Origin of the sequence: Streptomyces albiflavescens (assembly GCF_014645835.1) — a bacterium.
Lineage (GTDB): Bacteria > Actinomycetota > Actinomycetes > Streptomycetales > Streptomycetaceae > Streptomyces > Streptomyces albiflavescens.
The window spans coordinates 353,065-371,885 of sequence record NZ_BMMM01000002.1 but is presented as its reverse complement, the minus strand read 5'-3'; the positions used below and the strand labels follow the sequence as shown (position 1 = coordinate 371,885).

Below are 18,821 nucleotides of genomic sequence, written 5' to 3'. Positions count from 1 at the left end.
ACTCACCTATACAGGGAGACAGTTCATGTACGACTACGACCTTCTGGTCGTGGGATCGGCCAACGCCGACCTGGTGATCGGGGTCGAGCGGAGGCCCGCGGCCGGAGAGACGGTGCTCGGCTCCGACCTCGCCGTCCACCCCGGCGGCAAGGGCGCCAACCAGGCGGTCGCCGCCGCCCGCCTCGGGGCCCGAACGGCCCTGCTGGCCCGGGTCGGCGACGACGCGCACGGCCGGCTGCTGCTCGACTCGCAGCGCGAGGCCGGCGTCGACACCGAGGGCGTGCTGGTCGGCGGGGCACCCACCGGGGTCGCGCTGATCACGGTGGACCCGTCCGGCGACAACAGCATCGTGGTCTCGCCGGGGGCCAACGGCCGGCTCACGCCCGAGGACGTGCGGGCCGCAGGGAGCCTCTTCCAGGCCTCCCGGGTGGTCTCGGCACAGCTGGAGATCCCGCTGGAAACGGTCGTGGAGGTCGTACGGGGTCTCGCTCCCGGCAGCCGTTTCGTACTGAACCCCTCACCACCGCGCCCGCTGCCCACCGAGGTCCTCGCGGCCTGCGACCCGCTGATCGTGAACGAGCACGAGGCACGAGTGATCGCCGGTACGGCTCTCGGGGACTCCCCCGAGGACTGGGCGACGGCCCTGCTGGCCCTCGGCCCGCGCTCGGTGGTCGTCACCCTGGGCGCGGAGGGCGCGCTGGTGGCCTCCGCGGAGGGCATCGCCCGAGTGCCGTCGGTGAAGGTCGAGGCCGTGGACACGACGGGGGCGGGCGACGCGTTCACGGCGGCGCTGGCCTGGCGACTGGGGCGCGGGGAGTCCCCGGAAGAGGCCGCCGGGTACGCGGCCCGGGTCGGAGCCGCAGCCGTCACCCGGCCGGGGGCGCAGGAGTCCTTCCCCACCGCCGAAGAGGCCGAGGCACTGTGAAGAAGGCCGGAATCCTGAACCGTCATCTCGCGGGCGCGCTCGCCGAGCTGGGGCACGGGCACGAGGTCCTGGTGTGCGACGCGGGAATGCCGATACCGGCGGGCCCGCGGGTGGTGGACCTGGCCTTCCGGGCCGGGGTGCCGTCCTTCGCGGAGGTGCTCGACGGGCTGCTGGACGAACTCGTGGTGGAGGGCGCCACGGCGGCCACCGAGGTCCGCGAGGCGAACCCTCGGGCGACGGCGCTGCTGGAGGGACATTTCCCCGCCCTGGAGCTGGTCCCGCACGAGAGACTGAAGACACTGTCGGCCAACGCGCGCCTGATCGTCCGCACCGGTGAGGCACGGCCGTACGCGAATGTACTGCTGCGCTGCGGAGTGTTCTTCTGAGCCACCGCCGATACGGCTGAGCACCGCCGATACGGCGTAAGAAACTTCGAGGGGCCCGGTCCGTCGACCGGGCCCCTCGGCTTTCCCCTCCGTATCAGAACCCCCGCGATCCCCCCGGATCCCCCTCCAGAAGTCCTGATGCCAAGTACGACCCACCAGGTCCGGGAAGGGTTGCACGGTCTTTTGAGATTCTTTTCGGCGCGCCGACGAACCGGGGCACACGTAGCGTTTGCCGCATGAACGATGAGTCACTCCAGCACGACGTGCTCGACGAGCTCGGCGACCACGGGCTCCAGGAGATCGAGGGGCTGCTCGGCAGGGATGCGTCCGGGGCGCGCGAGTTCGTGGACACGACGGTGTCGGAGATCTCCGGAGGCCTCCTGGACCGCGCGGTCACGGCCCCCGACGAGGTCCAGCAGGCCTTCGCGGAAGCGCAGGAGGCCCCGCTCCAGGGTGTGGTCACCCTGGGCGGCCTCGGCACCGGCGGCCTGATGGACGGTCTGCTCACCCGTCTCGCCGATCCGGCCGCGAACGCGGTCGCCAAGAAGACGGGCCTGCCGCCGGCCACGGTGACCCGGGTGATCGAACTGCTGATCCCGGTGCTCGTGTCGGTCCTGAGCAAGCGGGCCGCCCACGGGTCACAGAGGTAGCCCGACGGCGTCGACGGCGGTCCCCCCTCGGCGTGCGGGGCGGCCGGCCACCGTCGTCGCGCCGTACTACCCCGCGTGCTCCAAGAACCGCTCCACCGTCTCCGCCAGCACCTCCCGCCCGTCCCGAGCCCACAGCGCGTCGTTGAAGAGCTCGACCTCGATCGGGCCGTCGTAGCCGGCCGCCTCGACGTGGGAGCGCCACTCGCGCATGTCGATCGAGCCGTCTCCGATCTGGCCGCGGCCGTTGAGGACGCCTTCCGGCAGCGGGGTGGTCCAGTCGGCGAGCTGGAAGGTGTGGATGCGGCCGGATGCGCCCGCGCGGGCGATCTGGGCGGGGGCCGTGTCGTCCCACCAGATGTGGTACGTGTCGACGGTGACGCCCACCTGGTCGGCGGGGAAGCGCTCCGCAAGATCCAGGGCCTGGGCGAGGGTCGACACCACGCAGCGGTCGGACGCGTACATGGGATGCAGGGGCTCGATGGCCAGCCGTACACCGCGTTCGGCCGCGTACGGGCCCAGCTCGGCCAGCGCGTCGGCGATGCGTTCCCGGGCGCCGTGCAGGTCCTTGGAGCCCGCCGGCAGTCCGCCCGACACCAGCACCAGGGTGTCCGTGCCGAGGGTCGCCGCCTCGTCGATCGCCGCCCGGTTGTCGTCCAGGGCACGGGCCCGCTCGTCCGGGTCGATCGCCGTGAAGAAGCCTCCCCGGCACAGGGTGGTCACCGCGAGGCCCGCGTCGCGGACCAGCTTGGCGGTCGCCTCGACGCCGTACGACTGAACGGGTTCGCGCCAGAGGCCGACTCCGGGCACGCCCAACTCCCGGCAGGCCTCGACCAGTTCCGGCATCGACAGCTGCTTGACCGTCATCTGGTTGATGGAGAAGCGGGCGAGACTCATGACGTCACTCCGTACAGGGCGAGCAGGGTCTTCATACGCGCTTCGGCCGACTCCGGGTCGCGGAACAGGCCCAGGCCGTCGGCCAGTTCGTAGGCGCGCGCGAAGTGCGGGAGCGAGCGGGCCGACTGCAGCCCGCCGACCATGGTGAAGTGGTCCTGGTGTCCGGCCAGCCAGGCCAGGAAGACGACACCCGTCTTGTAGAAGCGGGTCGGCGCCTGGAAGAGGTGGCGGGACAACTCGACCGTGGGGTCGAGGAGTTCGCGGAAGCCCTTGGTGTCGCCCGTGTCCAGGACCCGTACCGCCCGCGCGGCCAGCGGGCCCAACGGGTCGAAGATGCCGAGCAGGGCGTGGCTGAAACCCTTCTCGTCGCCCGCGATCAGCTCGGGGTAGTGGAAGTCGTCGCCCGTGTAGCAGCGCACACCCTGCGGGAGCCTGCGGCGCAGGTCGATCTCCCGCTGGGCGTCCAGGAGGGAGACCTTGATGCCGTCGACCTTGTCCGGGTGGGCGGCGATGACCCGCAGGAACACATCCGTGGCCGCGTCCAGGTCGCTCGACCCCCAGTAGCCCTCGAGCGCCGGGTCGAACATCGGGCCCAGCCAGTGCAGGATCACCGGGTCGGCGGCCTGGCGGAGCAGGTGGCCGTAGACGTCGAGGTAGTCCTCGGGACCGGAGGCCGCCGCCGTCAGCGCCCTCGACGCCATCAGGATCGCCTGCGCGCCCGACTCCTCGACAAGGGCGAGCTGCTCCTCGTATGCGGCCCGGACCTGCGCCAGGGACGCCGGGCCCACCAGTTGGTCCGTGCCCACGCCGCACGCGATGCGGCCGCCGACCGCCCTGGCCTCGGCGGCGGACCGGCGGATCAGCTCCGCCGCGCCCGCCCAGTCCAGGCCCATCCCGCGCTGCGCGGTGTCCATGGCCTCGGCCACGCCCAGACCGTGGGACCACAGGTGGCGGCGGAAGGCGAGCGTCGCGTCCCAGTCGACGGCCGCGGGCGAGTCGGGCGAGACGTCCGCGTACGGGTCGGCGACGACGTGCGCGGCTGAGAAGACCGTACGGGAGGTGAAGGGCGCGCCGGTGGCGAGGGCGAGGGGCTCGGTGCGCGGCTCGTACGTCCTGAACCGGCCGTTCGCGTCCGGGAGTCGGATGGTCACAGCGCGATCTCCGGTACGTCGAGACGGCGGCCCTCCGCCGAGGACTTCAGGCCCAGTTCGGCGAGCTGGACACCGCGGGCGCCGGCGAGGAGGTCCCAGTGGTAGGGCGCGTCGGCGTAGACGTGGCGCAGGAACAGCTCCCACTGGGCCTTGAAGCCGTTGTCGAACTCGGCGTTGTCGGGGACCTCCTGCCACTGGTCGCGGAAGGAGTAGGTGGCCGGGATGTCAGGGTTCCAGACCGGCTTGGGGGTCGAACTGCGGTGCTGGACTCGGCAGTTGCGCAGCCCGGCGACGGCGGAGCCCTCCGTGCCGTCGACCTGGAACTCGACCAGCTCGTCGCGGTTGACGCGCACGGCCCAGGAGGAGTTGATCTGGGCGACGGCGCCGCCCTCCAGCTCGAAGATGCCGTACGCGGCGTCGTCGGCCGTGGCGTCGTACGGCTTGTCCTGCTCGTCCCAGCGCTGCGGGATGTGGGTGGCGGTGAGCGCCTGGACGGAGGTGACCCGGCCGAACAGCTCGTGCAGGACGTACTCCCAGTGCGGGAACATGTCGACGACGATGCCGCCGCCGTCCTCCGCGCGGTAGTTCCAGGAGGGCCGCTGGGCCTGCTGCCAGTCCCCCTCGAAGACCCAGTAGCCGAACTCCCCGCGGATCGAGAGGATCCGGCCGAAGAAGCCGCCGTCGATGAGGCGCTTGAGCTTGAGCAGTCCGGGGAGGAAGAGCTTGTCCTGGACGACGCCGTGCTTGATGCCGGCCGCGTGCGCGAGCCGGGCCAGCTCCAGGGCGCCGTCGAGGCCGGTCGCGGTGGGCTTCTCGGTGTAGATGTGCTTGCCGGCCGCGATCGCCTTCTTGATCGCCTCCTCGCGGGCGGAGGTGACCTGCGCGTCGAAGTAGAGGTCCACGGTCGGATCGGCGAGGACTTCGTCCACATCGGTCGACCAGTGCTCCAGACCGTGCCGCTCGGCGAGCGCCTCGAGGGCGTGCTCGCGGCGGCCCACGAGGACGGGCTCGGGCCACAGCACGGTGCCGTCGCCCAGGTCGAGACCGCCCTGGTCGCGCAGGGTGAGGATCGAGCGGACCAGGTGCTGGCGGTAGCCCATGCGTCCCGTCACGCCGTTCATGGCGATACGCACCGTCTTGCGTGTCACGTCATTCCCTTCGTACGCGGGTTCCGCGCCGCGTACGCCCCACGGTGAGCGCGAGTCCCACGGTGAGTGTGAGGCTCCACTGGTGAGCGTGACAGCAAGCGCTTTCTATCCAAGAAGAAGCTAGCCTCTGTCCAGCCGCTTGGACAAGACCATGTGGGTGACGAGATGTTCGATCCTCCGGACGGCTGGACGCGGAGGGCGTGCGCAGGGTCGGATGTACCCGCATATGACGGCCGTCCTCGAGGGCGTAGGACGGCCGTGCTTGAGGACACAGGACGGCCGCCCTTGAGAACGGACGTGCGACGGCCGTGCTTGAGGACGGACGCGTGACGGCCACATGACGGCCGTCCTGAGGACGACGACAACGAGATGCGTGACCGGAGGACGACGAGATGACCGTGACCCTGGCGGACGTGGCGGCGCGTGCGCAGGTCTCGCCCGCGACCGTGTCCCGGGTGCTGAACGGGAACTATCCCGTCGCGGCGTCCACGCGTGAGCGGGTACTGCGCGCGGTGGACGAGCTGGACTATGTACTGAACGGGCCGGCGAGTTCGCTGGCCGCGGCGACGTCCGACCTCGTCGGGATCCTCGTCAACGACATCGCCGACCCCTTCTTCGGGATCATGGCGGCCGCGATCCAGTCGGAGATCGGCGGCCCCGGGGGGCGCGCGGGCGGGGAACGGCTCGGCGTCGTGTGCAACACCGGCGGCTCTCCGGAGCGCGAACTCACCTACCTCACGCTCCTTCAGCGCCAACGCGCCGCCGCGGTCGTCCTCACCGGCGGCGCCGTCGAGGACACCTCGCACGCCTCCGCCGTCGCCGCGAAGCTGCGCAAGCTGGCCGAGGCGGGCACCCGGGTCGTCCTGTGCGGACGACCCCCCGCGCCCGAGGCCGCCGAGGCGATCGCGCTCACCTTCGACAACCGCGGGGGCGGTCAGCAGCTCACCGAGCACCTGATCGGACTCGGCCACCGGCGGCTCGGCTACATCGCCGGACCCGAGGAGCGGACGACCACCCGGCACCGGCTGGAGGGACACCGGGCCGCACTGGCCGCGCACGGCGTCGAGGACGATCCGCGGCACACCGTGTACGGCCGCTACGACCGCCGTTCCGGCTACGAGGCGACCCTCGAACTCCTTCGCCGTGACCCATCGTTGACGGCCGTCGTCGCCGCGAACGACACGGTGGCGCTCGGCGCCTGCGCCGCGCTGCGCGACTCCGGCCTGCGCATCCCGGACGACGTCTCCGTCGCGGGCTTCGACGACCTGCCCTTCAGCATCGACGCGGTGCCCGCCCTCACCACCGTGCGGCTCCCGCTCTCCGAAGCGGGCGCCCGCGCCGGGCGGATCGCCATGGGGCGCGAGGAGCCGCCGCCGGGCGGGATCGCCACGGTGCGCGGGGAGTTGATGGTGCGGGGGTCCACGGGGGTGCCGCGAGGCTGACGTACGCCGGCGCCCCGCGATGAGTTTTGAGCGGAGCACCGGTCTTCATTGCCGTAATCGCCCGAGCGACGAACAGGAGCACCTCCCATGCGCATCGTGGTCAGCGAGTTCATCAGCATCGACGGCGTCGTGCAGGCCCCCGGCGGTCCCGACGAGGACACCGACGGCGGCTTCGCGCACGGCGGCTGGTCGCACCCGTACTTCGACCCGGAGGTCGTCGGCAGTGCCTTCGCCGACGGTCTGGGCAGGGCCGAGGCGCTGCTGTTCGGGCGGCGCACCTGGCAGACAATGGCAGCGGCCTGGCCCGAGCGGGCGGGCGATCCGTTCGCGGACCGGATGAACTCCCTCCCCAAGTACGTCGTCTCCGGGACGCTCGGCGAGGACGACGTGACGAGCTGGAACAACACCACGCTCATCCCCGGCGACGAGGCCGTCGCCCGCCTCCGGGAGCTGCGCGCGACCGAGGGCGGCGACCTGGCGATGATGGGCAGCCCCACGCTCGTACGCACGCTCCTGCGCGAGGGCCTGGTCGACGAGCTGCAGCTCATCCGGATGCCGGTCATCCTCGGCGGCGGCAAGACGATCTTCCCCGAGGACGGCGTGAAGCGCCCGCTCGAACGGGTCTCCACGGTCACCGGCAAGACGGGGGTGGAGGTGTGCGTCTACCGGCCGGCCGACGAGGCGTAGACGGGTGGAGAACCGACAAGGCGTAGAGGACCGACAAGGCGTGGACGCGCGGAGGGGGCAGGGGACAGGGGGCGGAGTGGACGCGTAGGGGGTAGGCGGCGCGCGGGTGTCCGTTCTATGCTCGGGGCAACGGTATCTCTGACTGAGTCAGCCATATGGCCCGACCAGCCAGGCCGACCAGCCGGAGCCGATCACCAGAGCCGACCAATCCGGGGCCGATCATGACCGTCCAGGACATCCGCTCCTTCAACCGCTTCTACACGAACGTCATCGGCGCGCTCGACTACGGCCGCCACCTCTACGCCCCGTACACGCTCACGGAGTCCCGCGTCCTCTACGAGCTCGCGCACTCCCCGCGTACGGACGCCATCGACCTGCGCACCGAACTCTCGCTGGACTCTGGATACTTGAGCCGCATCCTCAACAAGTTCGAGCAGGACGGGCTGGTCGAGCGGTCACCGTCCGAGAAGGACCCGCGCCGCCGTCGGATCACCCTCACCACGCGCGGCCGGGACGCCGCCGACCTGCTCGACGAGCGCGCCCGGGAAACCGTCGGTTCGCTGCTCGCCTCCGTGCCCCCCGCCGACCGGGAGCGGCTCGCCGAGGCGATGCGCACGGTGCGGACGATTCTGGGCGACGGCCGGGGCCCCCGCGCGGAAGACGTCGTGCTGCGCGAGCCCGGCCCGGGTGACCTGGGCTGGATCGTGCAGCGCAACGCCGCGTTGTACGCGGCCGAGTACGGGTGGAACACCGACTACGAGGGCCTGGTCGCGAGGATCGTCGCCGACTTCGCCGAGGATCACGATCCGCACCTGGAACGGGTGTGGATCGCCGAGGTGGACGGGCGCCCCGTGGGGTGCGTGATGTGCGTACGGGACGACGCGCCCGGCACCGCCCGGCTCCGCCTGCTCCTCGTCGAGCCGGACGCGCGCGGGCTCGGCATCGGCGAGCGGCTCGTCGAGGCCGTCGTCGACTTCGCCCGCGGAGTCGGCTATCGCGACCTCGTCCTGTGGACCAACGACGTCCTCGCCGCCGCACGCCGCATCTACCAGCGCCACGGCTTCGTCCTCGTCTCCGAGAAACCGCACCGCTCCTTCGGCGCGGATCTCGTGGGCCAGGACTGGCGGCTGGATCTGCACGGCACGCAGGAGTGACGCGTACGGCACGCAGGGGTGACGAGTAAGGTCCAGATCATGAAGCTCGCCTTCTCCACCCTCGGTGTGCCCGGGCTCCCCGTCCCCGACGTCGTACGACTCGCCGTCACGCACGGCTGTCACGGCGTGGAACTGCGGGCGCATCCGGAGGAGCCGGTGCATCCGGGCATCGGTGCGGCCGAACGGGCCGCCGTGGCGGCGGAATTCAAGGCGGGCGGGATCGAGGTGCTGGGAATCGCGGGGTACGCGCGTGTCGCGGCGCCGGGGGACGACGAGCCGGTGATCGACGAGATCCGTCGGCTCCTCGACCTCGCACGCGACCTGGACGCCCCGTTCGTACGGGTCTTCCCCGGCGCCGGCCCGGACCAGAGCCCCGAAGAGGCCGACACGACGGCCGCTCGCCGCCTCGGCACGGCCGCCGAGTACGCCGCCGACCTGGGCGTACGGATCCTGCTGGAGACCCACGACTCGCACCGCACCGGCGCGGACGCGATCAGGATCCTGGGCCTGGTCGGCCATCATCACGTGGGCTCGCTCTGGGACGTGATGCACACCTGGCTGGGCGGAGAACAGCCGTCGTCGACGTATGCCGCGCTCGCTCCGTACCTCGGATACGTCCAGGTCAAGGACATCGCATCCGCCGAGGACACGACACCTCTGCCGCTGGGCGCCGGCGTCCTGCCGCTCGCCGAGTGCGTCGAGGTCCTCTCCCGCCACGGCTGGGACGGCTGGCTGTGCTGGGAGTACGAGAAGCGGTGGTACGAGGCGGCCGCGCCGCTTCCCGGGCTGCTGGACGCCGGGCGCGAGCACCTCGCCCGGCTGCTCAACGAGTCGGCGTAGGTGCCCGCGCACGCCAGATCATGTGCCCGGCCCCGGGGTGAGGCCCTCGCCGGGGCCGCCGACGCCGTCTCGGTGATCTCGCGCAGCACGATCGTGCAGACCCGCACCCCCGGACGCCCTGCTGGGCCGGGTCACGGCGGCCGAGCAGATCGTCGGCCAGGCGGGCCCCAACCTCGGCAACCTGCGCGGCGGCCTGATCGCCGGCTGGAGCTCCGGCGCGACCGCCCTGGTCAGCGGCGGCCTGTTGTGCCTGCTCGCGGTCACGGCCGTGGGCGCGACGACACCCGAACTGCGCGACGGGGCTACGCCACCGGACGACCGGTGATCTCCGCCGAGCCGTCCAGGCACCAGTCCAGTACGGCCGGCCAGGAGCCGTAACCGGCGTCCAGGTCGAGATGCGCGGCCCCGGGGATGATCTCGGTCGGTACGCCCAAGGGGTCGCCGTAGACGGTACGGGCGCCCTCGGGGCAGTACGGGTCGTCGTCGCCCGCGACGAGACGGGTGGGCCCGGGCAGCGTCAGGCCGTCGAGCGGCGGCGGGGCGAACTCCGCGACCTCCGGGTGCCGTACGAGGACGGATGCGGACGGCGGGGCCACCAGGAGCACCCGGTCGACGTCGAGGCCCGGCAGACCGCGTGCGACGGCATGCAGCCACAGCACGGCGGACGCGCTGTGGGCGAGTACGACGCGCTCGGCGCCGGTCAGCCCGTCGAGATGGCGGGCCAGTTCACCCAGCCACACCTCCGGGTCCGGGTCGTCGGGGTCGGGCAGCTGGGGGTAGGTGACCTGATGGCCCAGCTCCGCGAGCCGGTCGGCCAGCCAGTGCTGCCAGTGGTCCTTAGGACGGTGGTTCTGCCAGCCGTGCAGGATCAGGAAGTGCTTGGTGGTCATGAGGCGATGGTTTCCGATCACCGGCACACCGGTCCAGTTAATCTTTCCGGGTGGAACAGATAAGTGAGACCTTCACTGTCGATCTGCGCCGCCTGACCGTCCTGCGTGAACTCCGGCGTCGCGGCACCCTGGCGAGAACCGCCGAGGCCCTGCATCTGACCCCCTCGGCGGTCTCCCAGCAGATCGCCGCGCTGGCCCGCGAGGCGGGCGTACCACTGACGGAGCGCGACGGCAGAGGCGTACGGCTGACCGGGCAGGCGCGCGTCCTGCTGGCCCACGCCGATCTGATCGCCGCGCAACTGGAGCGGGCACGGGCCGACTTGGCGGCATACGGGGAGGGCGGGCGCGGGTCGGTCACCATCGGCTGCTTCTCCAGCGGGATCCTCGGTCTGCTCCCCGGCGCGCTGAGCGCGCTGGCGGTACGACTGCCGCACGTCCGCGTCGACGTCGTGGAGGCCGAGCCGCCGGACCTGTTCACCGCGCTCGACGCGGGCCAGGTCGACGTCGCCGTGGCCGTCGACTTCGCCGCCGCACCGCCGCACACCGACCGGCGCTACACCCGCACCGACCTGTTCACCGACGTCCTGGACCTCGCCGTCCCGGCCGGCCACCGCCTCGCGGGCCTCGACCGGGTGGCGCTGCGCGACCTCGCCACCGACGCCTGGATCGTCGGCGACGCGCGCAGCTGCTGCGGCGCGGTCGCCCGTTCCGTCTGCGCGGCCGCCGGGTTCACGCCGGACATCCGGCACGCCGTCAACGACTGGGGCGCACTCGCCGCGCTCGTCGAGGCGGGCCAGGGGGTCGCGCTGATCCCCCGCCTGGTCCAGCCGCTGTATGCCCATCGCCGCCTCGCCCTGCTGCCCACCGAGGGTGCGGCGCCGTCCCGCAACGTCTTCGTGGCCGTACGCGCGGGTTCGGAGCGTGACCCGGTACTGGCCGCCGTACGGGATCAACTACGCGCCGCCGCCGACTTGGTCAGCTGAGCACCCTGGCCCACAGCGTCTTGCCGAACTCGCGGTCCCGGACCTCCCACGCGTCCGAGAGAGCCTCCACCAGGAGCAAGCCCCGGCCCGAAGTGGCTTCCGGATCAAAGGACTTCACGACCGGGTGGCGCGATGACGCGTCGGAGACCTCGATCTCGATGGCCTTCTCACCGTCGCGGGTGAGAGCCACCTCGAAACAGCGGCGGGGCACGTGAGCGTGCCGAATCGCGTTCGTGGCCAGCTCCGACACGATCAACGCGACGGTCTCGGCCGCGTCGTCCGGGACCGCCCAGCAGGCGAGTACGAGCCGCGCACCGCGCCGGGCCTCGGAGGCGTTTTCGGCCAACGGCATGAACATCCGCCGCCAGGAGCGGGCTTGGGGGTTTACGCCGTCACTTTCTGTGTTCATACGGAAACTGTCGGCGCTGGTCGCTACCTTCACCAGTGACCGAGCGTCGACGACTGCGTGCGGCAACTGGGTTTGCGCGCGGGTTGATTGGCGTTGAGCCGTGTTGAGGGGTGGTGGCCGCGATGGGGCAGCCCAAGAAGAACTCGTCCTCGCCCGCCGCGCAGTACTTCGCGGAGGTACTGCGCATGCTGCGTACGCAGGCGGGGCTCTCACAGAACGAGTTGGGCGAGCGCATGGCCTACTCGGGAGCGGCCGTCAGCGCCGTGGAGACCTGCGCCAAGCCTGCGACGGATGAGTTCATCGAGGCGGCGGAGAAGGCGTTGGAGGCCGGGGGGCTTGTTTCGGCGGCGTCCAAGTATCTGCGGCTGGAGCGGTATCCGGCGCACTTTCAGGGGTTTGTGCAGCTGGAGCAGGAGGCCCTGAGCGTGTCGTCGTACTGCACACAGCTCATTCACGGCTTGCTGCAGACCAAGGAATACGCCCAGGCGGTGCTGAACTGCGCCTTTCCGCCGTTGGAGGAGGCCGACGTCGAGCAACTGGTGTCGGCGCGCATGGAGCGCAAGGCGCTGCTCGACCGCAAGCCGGTGTGTGTCATCAACATCATCACGGAAGAGGCGGCGCTGCGACGGAAGATCGGGGGCGCTGAGGTCATGCGCGCGCAGTACGAGTACCTCACCGCCTGCGCCAGGAGGCCCAACGTGGTCCTCCAGGTCATGCCGATGGCCACGGCTGCGCACGCAGGACTCCCTGGGCCGATGACTGTGATCGAGACTCCGGAGGACACGGCCCTGGTCTACATGGAGGTCGAAGGGCAGAGCACGCTCGTATCCAGGCCGGATGAGGCCGGAATCCTCACTCGCCGCTATGCGATGATCGGTCGGCAGGCCCTCCGACCGGAGGAATCCATCGGCCTTATCGAGCAGTTGGCGGGTGAGCTATGAACGGCCTGAAGTGGTTCAAGAGCAGCTACAGCGATTCGACCGGCGGCGAGTGCCTTGAAGCTGCGCTCTCTTGGCGGAAGAGCAGCCATAGTGACAGCAGCGGCGGTGATTGCGTCGAGATAGCCACCACCACCGTCATCCACATCCGCGACTCCAAGGCCCCGGACCTCCCCTACCTCACCGTCTCCCCCGCCGCCTGGACCGCCTTCCTCACCCTCGCGGACAGCCGGTCCCGGCACTCCGGCCACTCCGCCTCCGTGATCGAATAGATCGCGGAGTCACGCAGGCGGCTGTCCTCGCCCGGGGCCCAGGAGCGGGACCAGTTGCGCAGCACGCCCTCGAAGCGGGCGCCCGTGCGCTCGATCGCGGCGCGGGAACGGCTGTTGCGCGCGTCGGTCTTGAGGTCGACGCGGGCCACGCCCCACTGCTCGAAGGCGTGGCGGAAGAGGAGCAGCTTGGACTCGGCGTTCACGCCGGTGCCCTGGGCCGAGCGGGCGAGCCAGGTGAAGCCGACCTCGATGGCATCGAGGCCCTCGCCGGTGCGCCAGGAGCGGGGCTCCCAGTAGGACGTGGCGCCGACAGCGCGTCCCGTGGACGTCGACACCTGGGCGTACGGCGCGAGTTGGCCGGTCGCGGCGCGGGCGAGCTGCGCGTCGATGTACTGCCCGACCTCGGCGGCCCGGGGCACCCAGGTGAACTCGTACGAGCCCCGGTCCTGCTCCGCCGCGACGGCCAGGTCGGCGGCATGACGATGGTCCAGCGGCTCCAGACGTACGAGCGCGCCTTCCAGGACCGGTCCCTCCAGCTTGAAAGTCACCGGGCGAAGTGTTCCGTACGGGACCGGGGCCGTCGAATGAAATTCCGGCACGGCCCCGGGCGGCGGCGATCGGGAGAGTGGCCCTACTGGTCGAGCTCGGCAGCGAACAAGGTACGCACACGATTCCAGGAGTCCTGCGCGGCGGCCTCGTCGTAGACGTCGCGCCCGGGGAAGAAGAAAGCGTGCTGGGCTCCTGGATACACAACCGTCTCGTGGCGTACCCCCGCCTTCGTCAGCGCCTGGTCGATCAGGCTGCGCTGGTCCGCATCGATGACATGGTCGAGTTCCGCGAAGAACAACAGCATGCGCACATCACGGTCGGCGATGCTGTCGGTTGCCTCCAGCAGCGGTTCCGGACGGCTCAGCGCGGTTCCGGCGACGGGCAGCCAGCCGGGGTAGAAGATCGCCGCTGCCGCGAGGTCCAGTCGGCTCGCGGCGAAGTAGGCGATGTGGCCACCGAGACTGAAGCCGAGCACCCCGGCCTTGCCCGTGGCGGCAGCGTGGTCCCGGACGTAGGCGGTGCAGGCGCGCAGATCCGTCTCGACGCCCTCACGGGTCAGCTGACCGAGCAGTTCGAAGCCGCGCTTGCGGTTCGCGTCGCTCTCCTCCAGACCGGCAGCGGTCTCCGGGCCGGAGCGGTGATAGAGGTTCGGGGCGATCGCGACATAGCCGAGCGCCGCGACCCGCCTCACGATGTCCCGGACCTCCTCGGTCACACCCCACAGTTCGGAGCAGACGAGCACGGCCGGGCGGCTGCCGGCCTCGCTCGGACGGGCCAGGTAAGCAGTCATCGGCGTCGAGCCGCCCACTGCGACGTCCACATCCTGCGCGACGATTTCATACGTCATGAGAGCCCCCTCGAACGTCGAACATGACAATTCCCCGACTCTGTCAGATCTCCGAGCGCGTGTGCTCCCCATTTCGGTGAGGCCGGGCTCCGCCACGCGGGAGGGCCTCCGCCGCCCACGCCCCGAACGCCTCGTGGAAGTCCGGGAACGTCTTCCGTACGCATCCCGGGTCGTCGAACCCGATCCCCGGCGTGTGCAGCGACGTCACCGCGAAGGACATGACGATGCGGTGGTCGCCGTACGTCTTGATCTCGGCCGGGGACGGTGTGCCCGGGTGGATCTCGATCCAGTCGGGGCCGGTCCGCACGCGTACGCCCAGCCGCCGGAGGTTCTCCGCGCAGGCCTCCAGGCGGTCGCACTCCTTCACCCGGGTGTTGCCGACGTCCTCGATGCGGACCGGGCCGGTGGCGAAGGGGGCCAGGGCGGCGAGGGTCGGCATGGTGTCGGAGATGTCGCGCATGTCGACCGTGAGGCCGCGCAGTTCGCCGGTGCCCCGGACCGTCGTGCGGTCGGGTGCGATCTCCACGTGGGCACCCATCCGCCGCAGTACGTCCACGAAGCGCAGGTCGCCCTGGAGCGCGCCCTCGCCGAGGCCCGGGACCGTGACCTCGCGGCCGGTGAGCGCGGCCGCCGCGAAGAAGTAGCTCGCGGTGGAGGCGTCGGGCTCGACGGCGTACGTGGTGGCGCGGTAGCCGCCGGGCGCCACCGCGAAGACGTCGCCCTCCACCCGTACGTCCGCCCCGAACGCCCGCATCATCGCCAGCGTGATCTCGACGTACGGCGCCGAGACCAGGTCCGTGACCGTGATGCGCAGGCCCTTGCGGGTCAGCGGGCCGAGCAGGAGCAGGGCCGTCAGGTACTGCGAGGACTGGCCGGCGTCGAGGGTCACCGCACCGCCCTCCACCCCGGCCGCCGCGACCCGCAGCGGATGGTGGCCCTCCGCCTCCTCGTGACGGAGGTCCACACCGAGGTCGCGCAGTGCGCGGGTCAGCGGGAGCAGCGGACGGCGGCGCATCTGCGCGGAGGCGTCGAAGCGGTATGTGCCGTGGCCGGCGGCCGCCAGGGTGGGCAGGAAGCGTGCCGTCGTCGCGCCGTCCCGGCAGTACACGTCCGCCTCGGTGACCGCCGGGCCCTGCGGGCGGCCGTCCACGTGCCAGGTGTCCGGGGTCCGCCCGACGCGGTAGCCGAGCCGGGTCAGGCCCTCCGCGAAGCCCTCCGTGTCGTCCGAGCGGAGCGGGCGCCGCAGGGTGGTGACCCCGTCGGCCGCCGCCGCCAGGAACAGGGCGCGGGCGGTGATGGACTTGGAACCGGGGATGTCGACTACGGCCATGCCCTCATGCTGGCTCCCTGACCTGCTCCCTCGCTGGACCGTCCGCCAGATGGACCCTCTTGGGTGCCGCCGGACGGGCGCCGCGCCGCGGCACGACGGCCGGCGGTCGGAGCGGGTGGGCCGCTGCCCTTTCGCGGCACGATTGCCCGCGATGGGGGCGCCTCACCACCCCCGCCCGACACCCCCGTCCCGACTTCCGGAGTTACCCGGAAACCGGGGAACCCCGAGACAGCGCCCTTCGTCCAATCCGCACGCTGTCGGATGAGTCTCCGCTGTGCGGTGTCGGCCTCGCTGCTGGCTGCGATCGCTGACCACCCTCTCCGCCGCCTGCGGCCGGCAGCACGCCGTCACCGGCGCGCCCCCCTCCAACTGCGCCGGTGGCGGCCCCAACGCGGGTTACTGTGCACACCCTTGACTGGAAGAAACTTCCCGGATATTCGTGGCTCTCCGGAAGTTTCCTTCATGAGGGAAGGAGCGCTCGTGCGCGACTCCAGCACGGGAAGCACCGCAAGACCGTCGAGACCCGCCGCACCGGCCGGACCGGCCGCCCCGGCCGGACCATCCAGACGTACCGTTCTCGCCGCCACCGCCGGCGCCACCGCCGGCGTCACCGCCGCGCTCGCCTCCGGCGCAACCGCGTACGCCGCCGACGACGACCGGCACGACGACAAGCAACTGCTCGCCCTGATCTCCCGTATGACGCTGGAGGAGAAGGTCGGCCAGCTCTTCGTCATGCGGGTGTACGGCCATTCGGCCACCGCGCCCGACCAGGCCGACATCGACGCCAACCTCAAGGAGATCGGCGTCAGGACGGCCGCCGAGCTGATCGCCAAGTACCGCGTCGGCGGGATCATTTACTTCGCCTGGGCGCACAACACCCGCGATCCCCATCAGATCGCGGCTCTGTCGAACGGGATTCAGAAGGCCGCCCTGGACCAGCCGCACGGACTGCCCCTCCTCATCTCCACCGACCAGGAGTACGGGATAGTGGCACGCGTGGGCAAGCCCGCGACCCTGTTCCCGGGCGCGATGGCGCTGGGCGCGGGAGGTTCGCGGCAGGACGCCCGCACGGTGGGCCGCATCGGCGGCGCCGAGCTGCACGCCCTCGGCATCCGCCAGGACTACTCCCCGGTCGCCGACGTGAACGTCAATCCGGCCAACCCGGTCATCGGTGTACGTTCCTTCGGCGCCGCCCCGGACGCGGTGGCCGGCCTGGTCGCGGCCGAGGTGAAGGGGTATCAGGCCTCCGGGGTCGCGGCGACCGCCAAGCACTTCCCGGGGCACGGCGACACGGCCGTCGACAGCCACTTCGGCTTCCCGGTCATCACGCACAGCCGGGAGCTGTGGTCGACCCTCGACGCGGTGCCCTTCCGGGCGGCCATCCGGGCGGGCATCGACTCGATCATGACCGCGCACATCATGGTCCCGGCACTCGACCCGTCCGGCGACCCGGCCACGCTCTCCCACCCGATCCTCACCGGCATCCTGCGCGAGGAGCTCGGCTACGACGGGGTCGTGGTGACGGACTCGCTCGGCATGGAGGGCGTACGGCAGAAGTACGGCGACGACCGCGTCCCCGTGCTCGCCCTCAAGGCCGGTGTCGACCAGCTCCTCAACCCGCCCTCGCTGGACGTCGCGTGGAACGCGGTGCTGAACGCCGTGCGCGGCGGTGAGCTCACCGAGGCCCGCCTCGACGAGTCGATCCTGCGCGTGCTCCGCCTCAAGGCGAAGCTGGGGCTGCTGACCCAGCCTTACGTCACCGACGGCGACGTCGACCGCACGGTCGGCATCCCGGAGCACCTCAAGGCGGCCGACCGGATCGCCGAGCGCACGACGACCCTGCTGGTCAACAAGGAGGGCCTGCTGCCACTGTCCCGTCGGCGCACCCCGAAGGTCCTCGTCGTGGGCGCCGACCCCGCCTCCCCGTCGCTCTCCGACGGACCGCCCACCACCGTCCTCGCCCGCGCCCTCACCGAGCTGGGCTTCACGGCGACGGCCCTGTCCACCGGCACCGCGCCCTCGACGGCGACGATCGCCAAGGCGGTCGCGGCGGCGCAGGACGCGGACGCGGTGGTGGTCGGGACGTACAACGTGACGGCGACCGGTTCCCAGAAGATCCTCGTGGAGCAGCTCGTCGCCACGGGTGTCCCGGTCGTCTCGATCGCCATCCGCAACCCGTACGACGTGGCTCAACTCCCCTCCGTGGGCGCCTGCGTGGCGACGTACTCCTGGACGGACGTGGAACTGCGCGCGGCCGTCCGGGTGATCGCGGGCCGTGTCGACCCGCACGGCAGGCTGCCGGTGCCGGTGCAGCGGGCGGACGACCCGGCGCAGGTGCTGTACCCGATCGGATACGGGCTGAGCTACTGACCGGACCGGACGGGAGCTGAGCCACTGCTCGCACCGGATGCGGGCAGGGTCACTGGTCGCACCGGATGCGGGCAGGGCCACTGCTCGCACCGGATGCGGGCAGGGCCGCCGGTCGCACCGGATACGGGCGGGGCCCCTGTTCGGCTCGGACACGAGATGTCGTACGGCCAGGTCATCCGTCGTACGACAGGTACGCCGCACACCCGACGCACTACCCCCAACTGGCGCAAAGCGCCCCGCATGTCTGGCGTGTGCCCGCTGTGGCGGGTCACGCTGGACCGGGGTATCGGGGGGAAGCCATGCGAGCCAGCGCGTCGGGTCGGCGTTCCATCGGGGTGGTGTGCGCGCTGCTGCTTGCGTCGGCCGTGCTCTGCGGATGTCAGCGCTGGCAGTCCGCCTCCGATTCCGGGGACAGCACGCCCGGCGCGGGAGCGACGCCGACACGCCCCTCCGGCTACGGGGCGGTGTTCCTCGGTGTCGACGAGTGCAGTTCCTTCGGGACGACCAGCTTCACGGAGGTGCCCTGCACGAGTGAACGGGCCGCCGCGCGGGTGATCGCCCGCTACGACGGCAAGGTCGCGGACGGCCCGTCCTGCCCCGCGACGACGGACTTCGTCCTGCACATCAGCCAGACCGCGCCCGCCTCGGACGAGGACGGCGACGGCGCGGTCCCCCAGGGCTACGCCTGCATGCGCAAGCTCGAACCCCCGCACCCCGGCGACCCGGGCGGCGGCGGAGGCCCCCGCACCATCGTCGGCGACTGCGTCTACAGCGCGGGCAGCGGCCAGGTCCGCGAGACGGCGTGCGACGGCACGGGCAGGAAACCCCCGGAGTACAAGGTGACGTCGGCGGTCTCCGCCCGCTCCAAGTGCCCGGCGTCGACGGCCCTCTACGTCCAGCTGGGCGGCGGCAAGCCGGTGGGCTGCGCCCGCCCGGTGTGATCGACGGGCGGGCGC

The 18,821-nt window shown here is 71.5% G+C and carries 20 protein-coding genes and 1 pseudogene; 13 read left to right on the top strand and 8 right to left on the bottom strand.

All coding sequences use genetic code 11. The features are described from left to right. The first annotated feature begins 25 nt into the window (after nucleotides 1-25). The 3 genes from IEY95_RS06640 (at nucleotide 26) to IEY95_RS06630 (ending at nucleotide 1,961) form a co-directional block, all read left to right on the top strand. Entirely contained in the window at nucleotides 26-925 is a 900-nt protein-coding gene (locus tag IEY95_RS06640) for a ribokinase (protein WP_189184932.1), read from the top strand. Then, on the top strand, nucleotides 922-1,311 hold the full coding sequence (gene rbsD / locus IEY95_RS06635; RefSeq protein ID WP_189184931.1) for a D-ribose pyranase: 390 nt from the start codon (nucleotides 922-924) through the stop codon (nucleotides 1,309-1,311). Before IEY95_RS06640 ends, rbsD begins: the two co-directional genes overlap by 4 nt. A gap of 236 nt (nucleotides 1,312-1,547) precedes the next feature. Continuing rightward, the gene (locus tag IEY95_RS06630) at nucleotides 1,548-1,961 is read left to right on the top strand and encodes a DUF937 domain-containing protein (protein ID WP_189184930.1); all 414 of its coding nucleotides are present in this window, start codon (nucleotides 1,548-1,550) and stop codon (nucleotides 1,959-1,961) included. Nucleotides 1,962-2,027: 66 nt separating this feature from the next. On the opposite strand, the gene IEY95_RS06625 is transcribed toward IEY95_RS06630, so the two are convergent. Genes IEY95_RS06625 through IEY95_RS06615 form a run of 3 tightly spaced genes read right to left on the bottom strand, consistent with a single transcriptional unit; the run spans nucleotide 2,028 to nucleotide 5,154 of the window. Beyond that, complete coding sequence (locus IEY95_RS06625) at nucleotides 2,028-2,855, bottom strand: sugar phosphate isomerase/epimerase family protein (protein ID WP_189184929.1); 828 nt, start codon at nucleotides 2,853-2,855, stop codon at nucleotides 2,028-2,030. Beyond that, on the bottom strand, nucleotides 2,852-4,006 hold the full coding sequence (locus IEY95_RS06620) for a dihydrodipicolinate synthase family protein (protein ID WP_189184928.1): 1,155 nt from the start codon (nucleotides 4,004-4,006) through the stop codon (nucleotides 2,852-2,854). Before IEY95_RS06620 ends, IEY95_RS06625 begins: the two co-directional genes overlap by 4 nt. Further along, nucleotides 4,003-5,154: a Gfo/Idh/MocA family protein gene (locus tag IEY95_RS06615; RefSeq protein ID WP_189184927.1), complete on the bottom strand. Its 1,152-nt coding sequence runs from the start codon at nucleotides 5,152-5,154 to the stop codon at nucleotides 4,003-4,005. Before IEY95_RS06615 ends, IEY95_RS06620 begins: the two co-directional genes overlap by 4 nt. Nucleotides 5,155-5,546: 392 nt before the next feature. Between IEY95_RS06615 and IEY95_RS06610 the strand changes: the two genes are divergently transcribed. From IEY95_RS06610 to IEY95_RS48770, 5 genes and pseudogenes are all read left to right on the top strand, one after another. After that, nucleotides 5,547-6,596, top strand: a complete 1,050-nt coding sequence (locus tag IEY95_RS06610) for a LacI family DNA-binding transcriptional regulator (protein ID WP_189184926.1) — start codon at nucleotides 5,547-5,549, stop codon at nucleotides 6,594-6,596. An 87-nt stretch (nucleotides 6,597-6,683) separates the two neighbouring features. Beyond that, nucleotides 6,684-7,283 (top strand): dihydrofolate reductase family protein, encoded by a 600-nt coding sequence (locus IEY95_RS06605; RefSeq protein ID WP_189184925.1) that lies wholly within the window; start codon nucleotides 6,684-6,686, stop codon nucleotides 7,281-7,283. 221 nt (nucleotides 7,284-7,504) lie between these two features. Next, nucleotides 7,505-8,437: a bifunctional helix-turn-helix transcriptional regulator/GNAT family N-acetyltransferase gene (locus IEY95_RS06600; RefSeq protein ID WP_189184924.1), complete on the top strand. Its 933-nt coding sequence runs from the start codon at nucleotides 7,505-7,507 to the stop codon at nucleotides 8,435-8,437. 39 nt (nucleotides 8,438-8,476) lie between these two features. After that, the gene (locus IEY95_RS06595; RefSeq protein WP_189184923.1) at nucleotides 8,477-9,277 is read left to right on the top strand and encodes a sugar phosphate isomerase/epimerase family protein; all 801 of its coding nucleotides are present in this window, start codon (nucleotides 8,477-8,479) and stop codon (nucleotides 9,275-9,277) included. A gap of 42 nt (nucleotides 9,278-9,319) precedes the next feature. Then, nucleotides 9,320-9,602, top strand: a pseudogene (locus tag IEY95_RS48770) (MFS transporter); the annotation flags it as partial. Here IEY95_RS48770 and IEY95_RS06590 read toward each other — a convergent pair. Further along, nucleotides 9,580-10,167 carry an RBBP9/YdeN family alpha/beta hydrolase gene (locus IEY95_RS06590; protein WP_189184922.1) on the bottom strand — a complete coding sequence of 196 codons (588 nt, stop codon included), beginning with the start codon at nucleotides 10,165-10,167 and terminating at the stop codon, nucleotides 9,580-9,582. The pseudogene IEY95_RS48770 and the gene IEY95_RS06590 overlap by 23 nt on opposite strands. Nucleotides 10,168-10,217: 50 nt before the next feature. Here IEY95_RS06590 and IEY95_RS06585 point away from each other — a divergent pair, with 50 nt between their 5' ends. Then, nucleotides 10,218-11,150, top strand: a complete 933-nt coding sequence (locus IEY95_RS06585; protein ID WP_189184921.1) for a LysR family transcriptional regulator — start codon at nucleotides 10,218-10,220, stop codon at nucleotides 11,148-11,150. On the opposite strand, the gene IEY95_RS06580 is transcribed toward IEY95_RS06585, so the two are convergent. Next, nucleotides 11,143-11,559 (bottom strand): ATP-binding protein, encoded by a 417-nt coding sequence (locus IEY95_RS06580; protein WP_189184920.1) that lies wholly within the window; start codon nucleotides 11,557-11,559, stop codon nucleotides 11,143-11,145. The two genes, IEY95_RS06585 and IEY95_RS06580, sit on opposite strands and share 8 nt — an antisense overlap. A 122-nt stretch (nucleotides 11,560-11,681) precedes the next feature. Here IEY95_RS06580 and IEY95_RS06575 point away from each other — a divergent pair, with 122 nt between their 5' ends. Next, a complete protein-coding gene (locus IEY95_RS06575) occupies nucleotides 11,682-12,500 on the top strand; it encodes a helix-turn-helix domain-containing protein (RefSeq protein WP_189184919.1) in 819 nt (272 codons plus the stop codon). Beyond that, a complete protein-coding gene (locus IEY95_RS06570) occupies nucleotides 12,497-12,769 on the top strand; it encodes a DUF397 domain-containing protein (RefSeq protein ID WP_189184918.1) in 273 nt (90 codons plus the stop codon). Before IEY95_RS06575 ends, IEY95_RS06570 begins: the two co-directional genes overlap by 4 nt. Here the strand turns inward: IEY95_RS06570 and IEY95_RS06565 are convergent. The 3 genes from IEY95_RS06565 to aroA form a co-directional block, all read right to left on the bottom strand. Beyond that, nucleotides 12,673-13,317 (bottom strand): GNAT family N-acetyltransferase, encoded by a 645-nt coding sequence (locus tag IEY95_RS06565; protein WP_189184917.1) that lies wholly within the window; start codon nucleotides 13,315-13,317, stop codon nucleotides 12,673-12,675. The two genes, IEY95_RS06570 and IEY95_RS06565, sit on opposite strands and share 97 nt — an antisense overlap. 83 nt (nucleotides 13,318-13,400) lie before the next feature. Then, nucleotides 13,401-14,165 carry a dienelactone hydrolase family protein gene (locus IEY95_RS06560; RefSeq protein WP_189184916.1) on the bottom strand — a complete coding sequence of 255 codons (765 nt, stop codon included), beginning with the start codon at nucleotides 14,163-14,165 and terminating at the stop codon, nucleotides 13,401-13,403. A 43-nt stretch (nucleotides 14,166-14,208) separates the two neighbouring features. After that, the gene (aroA, locus tag IEY95_RS06555) at nucleotides 14,209-15,495 is read right to left on the bottom strand and encodes a 3-phosphoshikimate 1-carboxyvinyltransferase (protein ID WP_189184915.1); all 1,287 of its coding nucleotides are present in this window, start codon (nucleotides 15,493-15,495) and stop codon (nucleotides 14,209-14,211) included. Nucleotides 15,496-15,975: 480 nt separating this feature from the next. Here aroA and IEY95_RS06550 point away from each other — a divergent pair, with 480 nt between their 5' ends. Both IEY95_RS06550 and IEY95_RS06545 read left to right on the top strand, forming a co-directional pair. Then, nucleotides 15,976-17,865: a glycoside hydrolase family 3 protein gene (locus tag IEY95_RS06550; protein ID WP_229702626.1), complete on the top strand. Its 1,890-nt coding sequence runs from the start codon at nucleotides 15,976-15,978 to the stop codon at nucleotides 17,863-17,865. 299 nt (nucleotides 17,866-18,164) lie between these two features. Continuing rightward, nucleotides 18,165-18,806 (top strand): hypothetical protein, encoded by a 642-nt coding sequence (locus IEY95_RS06545; RefSeq protein WP_189184913.1) that lies wholly within the window; start codon nucleotides 18,165-18,167, stop codon nucleotides 18,804-18,806. The last annotated feature ends 15 nt before the right edge of the window (nucleotides 18,807-18,821 follow it).